Below are 7,345 nucleotides of genomic sequence, written 5' to 3'. Positions count from 1 at the left end.
CGCCGGTTTCGCGCCGAGCCAGCAATGCCTCAAAGGCGGTCTGCTGGCTCGCTTCCAGCTCCCGGTCAGACCAGGTGAACAGCCAGGTACGCGTCTGGCCGAGGACATGGCACAGCAGCAGCTCTGTATCCAGGGCGGCAGAAGGCGACGATGCCAGACGGCCACGAGCCTGACGCAGGGCCTCATCGATGCGCATGTTACTGCTCGCTCAGGGCAGCCAGCTGATCGGCCTGATGCTCGGCCAACAATGCCCCCAACACTTCGTCCAGATCGCCTTCCATCACTTCATTGAGGCGATACAACGTCAGGTTGATGCGGTGATCCGTGATGCGACCCTGGGGGTAATTGTAGGTACGAATGCGCTCGGAACGGTCCCCGGATCCCACCAGGGATTTGCGCTCCGCCGCCTGCTCGGCGTGGGCGGCATTCTGCTGGGCATCATAGAGTCTGGCGCTGAGCAGGCTCATGGCCCGGGCCTTGTTCTTGTGCTGGCTACGCTCGTCCTGGCACTCCACCACAACACCGGTGGGCAAGTGGGTAATCCGTACCGCGGAGTCGGTGGTGTTAACGTGCTGACCGCCCGCCCCGGAAGAACGGTAGGTATCAATACGCAGGTCTTCGTTGCGGATTTCGATATCGCCCAGGTCTTCGGCTTCAGCCATGATGGCCACGGTGCAGGCAGAGGTATGAATGCGCCCCTGGGATTCGGTGGCAGGCACGCGCTGCACCCGGTGAGCGCCAGACTCGAACTTCATCCGCGAATACACACCATCGCCAATGACTCGGGCAATCACTTCCTTGTAGCCACCATGCTCGCCTTCGCTGGCACTGACCAGCTCCACTTTCCAGCCCATCTGGTCGGCGTACTTCGAATACATGCGAAACAGGTCGCCGGCAAAAATCGCCGCCTCGTCACCGCCGGTACCCGCACGCACTTCCAGAAAGACATTGGCGCTATCGCGTGGGTCTTTCGGCAGCATCAGTTTCTGTAGCTCATCGGCCAGCGTCTCGATCTGCGACTGGGCTTCGCGGGCTTCTTCTGCCCCCATTTCACGCATTTCGGCATCGCTGTCATCCTGCATGGCCCGGGCAGCCTCCAGGTTTTCCTGCGCCTGCAGATATTCACGGTAGCATTTGATCACCGGATCGATTTCAGCGTACTCGCGGGACAGGTCCCGGAAACGGTTCTGGTTCGATATCACCTCTGGATCCGACAACAGGCCCGACAATTCCTCGAATCGGTCTGCCAGTTTATCCAGCTTGGCTTGTAACGACGCTTTCATAAAATCGATTCCACGCTTCACGCAACCACGCCGCCCGATGGGCGCACGCAACATTCAGGATATTTCGAAGACCAGGGTACCGCTGAAGAACGCCCCGGCTACGACGACGAGTCATCGTCGCCAAGCAACAATTCACGGGCGACCAGCAATGCCTCTGCCCGACCTTCTGCGGCCATCTTGCGCAGGGCCACACTGGGCGAGTGAAGCCACTTGTTGACCAGAGAATGCTGAAAACGGCGCAACACCTCTTCCGCGTCACCGCCATTGTTCAACTGTTGAAGGGCTTTATCCAACTCATCCGCTGCCATGCGAGTGCGATTTTCACGGTAATCACGCAACACCCCCACCGCATCCTGTTCACGGCGCTGGCGACGGTGGCGCACAATGGCATCACGGATCAGCTCAGAGGCTTCACGGGCTGCATCCTGTCGGGCCCGGACATTCTCCTGGATCGCCTCCTGAAGATGGTCCACCGTGTACAGGTACACATCATCCAGATTGCCGACCTCCGGCTCGATATCTCTTGGCACGGCAATATCCACCATGAACATGGGCCGGTGGCGGCGCTGCTTGAGTGCTCGCTCTACCATCCCCTTGCCGAGAATCGGCAACGGCGCGGCGGTACAGGAAATCAGAATGTCGGCATTCTCCAGCGCCACGGGCAGCTCTTCCAGACTGATACCCCGCCCTCCCACGCTGGCCGCCAGCTCACTGGCCCGCGCCTGAGTCCGGTTGGCAATGGTAATCTCACGGACCTGTTGTTCACTGAGATGCCGGGCCACCAGCTCAATCATCTCGCCAGCACCGATCAACAAGGCCCGGCTTTTTTTCAGATCGGCAAAGATGTGACGGGCAAAGGAGACCGCAGCATAAGCCACCGACACCGGATTGGCGCCAATGCCGGTTTCGGTGCGGATACGCTTGGCCACAGAGAACACTTCCTGGAACAGGCGCGACAATTCGCCATTGAGCAAACCCGCCTCATGGGCGCGGGCATAGGCCTCACGCATCTGCCCGAGAATCTGCGGCTCACCCAATACCAGGGAATCCAGGCCGCCAGCGACCCGCATCATGTGCTCCAGAGCCTCTTCGCCTTGATGCTGGTACAGAACCGGTTCGATCTTGTCGCGGGAAAGATGACGACGCTCGGCCATCCAGGCCACCAGGTCAGGGGCGCTGTCGTCGGTCAGACAGTAGAGTTCGGTGCGATTGCAGGTCGACAGCAACGCGGCCTCACAAACCCCGGGCACATCGCGAAGACTGGCCAGCGCTGCCTGCGCCTGCTGCGTGGAAAACGCCAGACGTTCGCGTAACTCCACATCTGCGGTGGTGTGATTAACGCCAACAGCAACCAGATTCATAGTGTCCCGTGCCCGTCCGTCGTGACAGGCAATATCCTGCCCTTGCCCGTCCGTACCCGTCAGCCCGCGTTACCCCGAAAAGCGGGGCTGCAAGGGAGAGGCATTTTGCGTGAAAGCGCCCCCCAAAACAATGACGCAGGCCATGGCTACCTTCTATGGCTGCAATAAGGTTTTCGGCTTGCAGAGGCCTGTGCCATCATAACGGAAACACATTGCAGGTCCTTTTGATGTCGCCTTGGTCACTATTGCCGCTCTGCGGCGCATTGCTCTTCACCGGTTGTGCCCATCAACCCGCCGAACCTTCTCCTGAACCCGCGGCCGGGAGCGAGCAGACTGACAGCACGCCGCTGCCACCCGGATATGACAGCGAGACCCTGTCTGACCTGCTGGTAGCCGAAGTGGCCGCCCAGCGGCAGGCGCTAGGTGTCACCCTTGGCTATTACGGCCAGGCCGCCAACACCACCGGCGACCCCACCGTCATCCGCCAGGCCGCCCAGCTGGCCAGCTATCTCGAAGACCACCAACAAGCCCTGGCCCTCAGCGAGCAGTGGCTGGAACAGGATCCCGGCAACGAGGAGGCTCTGCAACTGGCGATCCTGTCGGAAATTCGCCTCGGCAATACCGATGCCGCCACCCGATACCTGGATACCCTGATTGGCAGCCATGGACAGGAATCCCTTGGCCGCATGGTCAGCCAGGCCCGCGGCCTGGACGCCCAGGGCAACCTGCAGCTGGTCAAGGCCCTCGCCCAATTGACAGAGCAATACCCGGATCAGGCACCGCTGTGGTATGCCCGGGCCGTCTGGAAGGAACACGAAGGAGAGCTGCAAGCCGCCCTGGACGCCGATGAGCGCGCCATCAAACTGATGCCTCGGCACGAAGATGCCCTGCTACTCAAGGCTCAGTTACTGTTCGAAATGGGGGAGAGTCGCGACGCCCTTCGCCACATGAAAAAGGTGGTCAAGAAGTACCCCAAAGCACGCCGACCGCGCATCACCTATGTCCGCTTGCTGCTGGCCACTGGCAGTATCGCCGAGGCCGAAAAGCAGCTTGCCATTTTGTCTGAACAGAACCCGGGGGATCTGGATCTCAAGTTTTCACTGGCCTTGCTGGCACTGGAGGCAGGTGCCACCGACACCGCCACTGACCAGCTCGACGCCTTGCTCGCCGAGAACTACCGTCCAAACGAGATCCATCTGTATCTGGGCCAGGCCGCCGAACAGCAAGCAGATCTGGAACTTGCCATCGACCACTACCTGAAAGTGGATGGCCCACAAGGGATGCGCTCACGGGTACAGGCTGCTCGACTGATGGTCCGCCAGGGCAACCCCGCCCAGGCCCATGCCCTGATCAGCTCACTGCGACGCAGCCATCCGGAACTGTCTACCAGTCTCGCCATTACCGAAGCGGAAATCATCAGCAGCCATGGCAACCAGCAAGGCGCCCTTGCGCTTCTGGACAATGCACTGCAAGACGACCCAGACAATACCGAACTGCTTTATAGCCGCGCCACTCAAGCGGAAAAAGCCGGCGATCTGGAGAAAATGGAAAGCGACCTGCGGCGCATTCTGACACTGGAACCGGATGATGCCAGCGCCCTGAATGCACTCGGCTACACCCTGGCCAACCACAATCTGCGGCTGGACGAAGCCCTGGAATATGTCTCCCGTGCGCTGGCCCTGCGGCCCGAAGATCCGGCCATTCTCGACTCAATGGGGTGGGTTCTGTACCGACGCGGCGACCTGAAAGGGGCTCGCGACTATCTGCGTCGGGCCTATGAAAAATTCCCGGACCCCGAAGTGGCCGCCCATTACGGCGAAGTGTTGTGGGTGCTGGGCGCTCAGGGGCAGGCCCGGGAAGTCTGGCGCGACGCCCTGGACAGCAACCCCGATGCCCCGCATATCCGTGAAACCATGGACCGGCTGGGAGCCAAACTGTGAAACACCGCCTTAGCCGTGTGCTTATCGCGCTCTGCATCCCGCTGATCCTGAGCGCCTGTCAGACGCCCACCACGGAACTCACCACCTTCACCCACCCCAGCCAGATTCAGGGCTGGGAGATGGAAGGCAAACTCGGCTACCGCACCCCCAATGATGGCGGGAGCGCCACCTTTGAATGGCGCCAGCAACCCGCCCGAGGCGAAATCCGTTTTTCCGGCCCGCTGGGCTTCGGCAGCGCCGACCTTCGCTGGGACACCGGCCGTGCCGAGCTGATTACCGCCAAAGAGCAATATCAGGCCCGCAGCCCAGGCGAACTGGCCTGGCACCTGACCGGCTTCTGGTTACCGGTATCCGCCCTGCAATACTGGGCACGGGGCCTACCCTGGCCTGGCGCGCCGGGCGAAGCCAGCTATGATGACCTTGAACGCCTGCAGAGCCTGGAGCAATTGGGCTGGACCCTCACCTTTGACCGCTATGAAACGGTGGCCGGCGTTGAACTGCCATTCCGTATCAAGGCCACCCAGAACGGCAACCGCTTCACCCTGCTGATCAAGGACTGGCAACCCGGCCTCGGACAATGATGGCTGCCATTCTGACCCTGCCCGCCCCGGCCAAGCTCAACCTGTTCCTGCACATCACCGGGCAGCGGACAGACGGCTACCACTGCCTGCAGACCGTCTTCGCCCTGCTGGATCACGGAGACACGCTGCACTTCGAACCTGCTGAGAGCCTGAGTCTGGAATGCGATGACCCGGAAGTCCCCTGCGACAGCAGTAACCTGATCCTGCGCGCCGCCCAGGTCTTGCAGCACCACACCCAAACGCGCAACGGCGCGCGCATCCGTCTGCAAAAACGCCTCCCCATGGGGGGCGGCGTAGGCGGAGGCTCCTCCGATGCTGCCACCGCCCTGCTGGGCCTTAACCAGCTGTGGAACCTGGGGCTGTCGCTGGACACCCTCGCCGAACTTGGCCTCCATCTGGGCGCCGATGTGCCCGTCTTCGTCCGCGGCCGCAGCGCCTGGGCCGAGGGGGTGGGAGAGAAAATTACACCGGTTTCCCTGCCGGATGCCCATTTTTTAGTCATTCACCCCGGAATTCATGTATCAACTGCTCGAATTTTCGGCGACCGGGAATTGACAAGGGATACCCCCATCAGTAAATTACCGGCCTCGCTTGAGGCGGTGCTGACCCGCGACTTTCACAACGACTGTGAAGCGGTGGCACAGCGGCACTTTCCGGAGATCGGCAAGGCCCTCGACTGGCTCAGGCAACATACGGGTAATGCCCGTATGACCGGTACCGGCGCTTGCTGCTTTGCACGCCTCACCGGATCGCAACAGGGGCAGCAATTGCTGCAACAGTTGCCACAACACTGGACAGGTTTCGTCGCTCGAAGCGGTAATACTTCTCCTCTCCATCAAACGCTTGGAGAGACACTGGCGAAGTTTCGAGAGACAAAGAATTCAGGCGAATCTGCACAAACGCATAAGTAGTGCAGACCTGTAAAAGCGTGTTGGGGTATCGCCAAGTTGGTAAGGCAACGGGTTTTGATCCCGTCATTCGTAGGTTCGAGTCCTGCTACCCCAGCCATTTTCTTTCCCGGCCCTCCCTTCCCGGGGCCAGAAATTCACGATACGAAGCACGAAGAGAAGAGAGGCGCCAGTGTCCAAGCTCGTCGTTTTCACCGGTAACGCAAATCCCGAACTGGCCCGCGCCATGGTCAACCACCTGAATCTGCCCATCGGCAATGCCGACGTTGGCACGTTCAGCGATGGTGAAGTCGCCGTGGAAATTCAGGAAAACGTGCGCGGCAAGGACGTCTTCATCGTCCAGTCCACCTGCAACCCCACCAACAACAACATCATGGAACTGCTGGTCATGGCCGACGCACTGCGTCGCTCCTCCGCCGGCCGTATTACCGCTGTGATGCCGTACTTTGGTTACGCCCGTCAGGATCGCCGCGTGCGCTCCGCACGAGTGCCGATTACCGCCAAAGTGGTGGCCGACATGATCACCACCGTGGGCATCGACCGCGTGGTAACCGTCGACCTGCATGCAGATCAGATCCAGGGCTTCTTCGACATTCCGGTAGACAACGTCTACGCCACCCCGCTGATCGTGGCAGACATCGAGCGCCAGAAACACGACGACCTGATGGTCGTGTCCCCGGACGTGGGTGGCGTAGTCCGTGCCCGCGCTTTGGCCAAGCAACTCAACGATGCTGACCTGGCCATCATCGACAAACGCCGCCCCAAGGCCAATGTCTCTCAGGTCATGCATATCATCGGTGAAGTGGAAGGCCGCACCTGCATCCTGGTAGACGACATGGTCGATACCGCCGGCACCCTGTGCAAAGCCGCCCAGGCACTGAAGGATCATGGCGCATCCAAGGTCTACGCCTACATTACCCACCCGGTACTGTCTGGCCCGGCCATCGATAACATCGCCAGCAGCTCTCTGGACCAACTGGTGGTGACCGACACCATCCCGCTGTCAGAAGCTGGCCGCGCCTGTGACAAGATTCGCGTGCTCAGCCTGGCGCCGATGCTGGCAGAGACCGTTCGCCGGGTGAACAACGAAGAGTCGCTCAGCGCCATGTTCGACCGATTGGAGCTGGTGTAACCCCGGTTTCGAGATGAACGTTAAAAGTTGAAACGCGGGCAAGACCATCTTGTACCGCCGCCGCGGAGGCCGCGCACCAGTTTTGGGCGCGGCCTCCTGCTTTTTGGGGTCGCCCCCACGCCATAACCACGTTTTGACTT

The 7,345-nt window shown here is 60.7% G+C and carries 6 protein-coding genes, 1 tRNA gene and 1 pseudogene; 5 read left to right on the top strand and 3 right to left on the bottom strand.

From position 1 onward, the window contains the following. The 3 genes and pseudogenes from Q672_RS0117145 to hemA form a co-directional block, all read right to left on the bottom strand. Nucleotides 1–196 (bottom strand): annotated as a pseudogene (locus Q672_RS0117145) (peptide chain release factor N(5)-glutamine methyltransferase); the annotation flags it as partial. Between the two features lies 1 nt (nucleotide 197). Continuing rightward, on the bottom strand, nucleotides 198–1,283 hold the full coding sequence (gene prfA, locus Q672_RS24875; RefSeq protein ID WP_022985177.1) for a peptide chain release factor 1: 1,086 nt from the start codon (nucleotides 1,281–1,283) through the stop codon (nucleotides 198–200). Between the two features lie 98 nt (nucleotides 1,284–1,381). Beyond that, nucleotides 1,382–2,644 (bottom strand): glutamyl-tRNA reductase, encoded by a 1,263-nt coding sequence (gene hemA, locus Q672_RS24870; protein WP_022985176.1) that lies wholly within the window; start codon nucleotides 2,642–2,644, stop codon nucleotides 1,382–1,384. 227 nt (nucleotides 2,645–2,871) lie between these two features. On the opposite strand from hemA, the gene Q672_RS24865 reads away from it, so the two are divergent. From Q672_RS24865 to Q672_RS24845, 5 genes are all read left to right on the top strand, one after another. Next, entirely contained in the window at nucleotides 2,872–4,584 is a 1,713-nt protein-coding gene (locus Q672_RS24865; protein ID WP_022985175.1) for a tetratricopeptide repeat protein, read from the top strand. Further along, nucleotides 4,581–5,165 carry a lipoprotein insertase outer membrane protein LolB gene (lolB, locus tag Q672_RS24860; protein WP_022985174.1) on the top strand — a complete coding sequence of 195 codons (585 nt, stop codon included), beginning with the start codon at nucleotides 4,581–4,583 and terminating at the stop codon, nucleotides 5,163–5,165. Before Q672_RS24865 ends, lolB begins: the two co-directional genes overlap by 4 nt. After that, complete coding sequence (gene ispE, locus Q672_RS24855; RefSeq protein WP_022985173.1) at nucleotides 5,162–6,076, top strand: 4-(cytidine 5'-diphospho)-2-C-methyl-D-erythritol kinase; 915 nt, start codon at nucleotides 5,162–5,164, stop codon at nucleotides 6,074–6,076. Before lolB ends, ispE begins: the two co-directional genes overlap by 4 nt. A 21-nt stretch (nucleotides 6,077–6,097) precedes the next feature. Continuing rightward, a tRNA-Gln gene (locus Q672_RS24850) sits at nucleotides 6,098–6,173 on the top strand. A gap of 72 nt (nucleotides 6,174–6,245) precedes the next feature. Continuing rightward, a complete protein-coding gene (locus Q672_RS24845; protein ID WP_022985172.1) occupies nucleotides 6,246–7,205 on the top strand; it encodes a ribose-phosphate pyrophosphokinase in 960 nt (319 codons plus the stop codon). Nucleotides 7,206–7,345 lie beyond the last annotated feature (140 nt).

This window comes from Alcanivorax sp. P2S70 (assembly GCF_000475295.1).
Taxonomy (GTDB): domain Bacteria; phylum Pseudomonadota; class Gammaproteobacteria; order Pseudomonadales; family Alcanivoracaceae; genus Alcanivorax; species Alcanivorax profundi.
The sequence above is the reverse complement of the archived record's forward strand: the minus strand, read 5'-3'. Positions and strand labels throughout refer to the sequence as shown.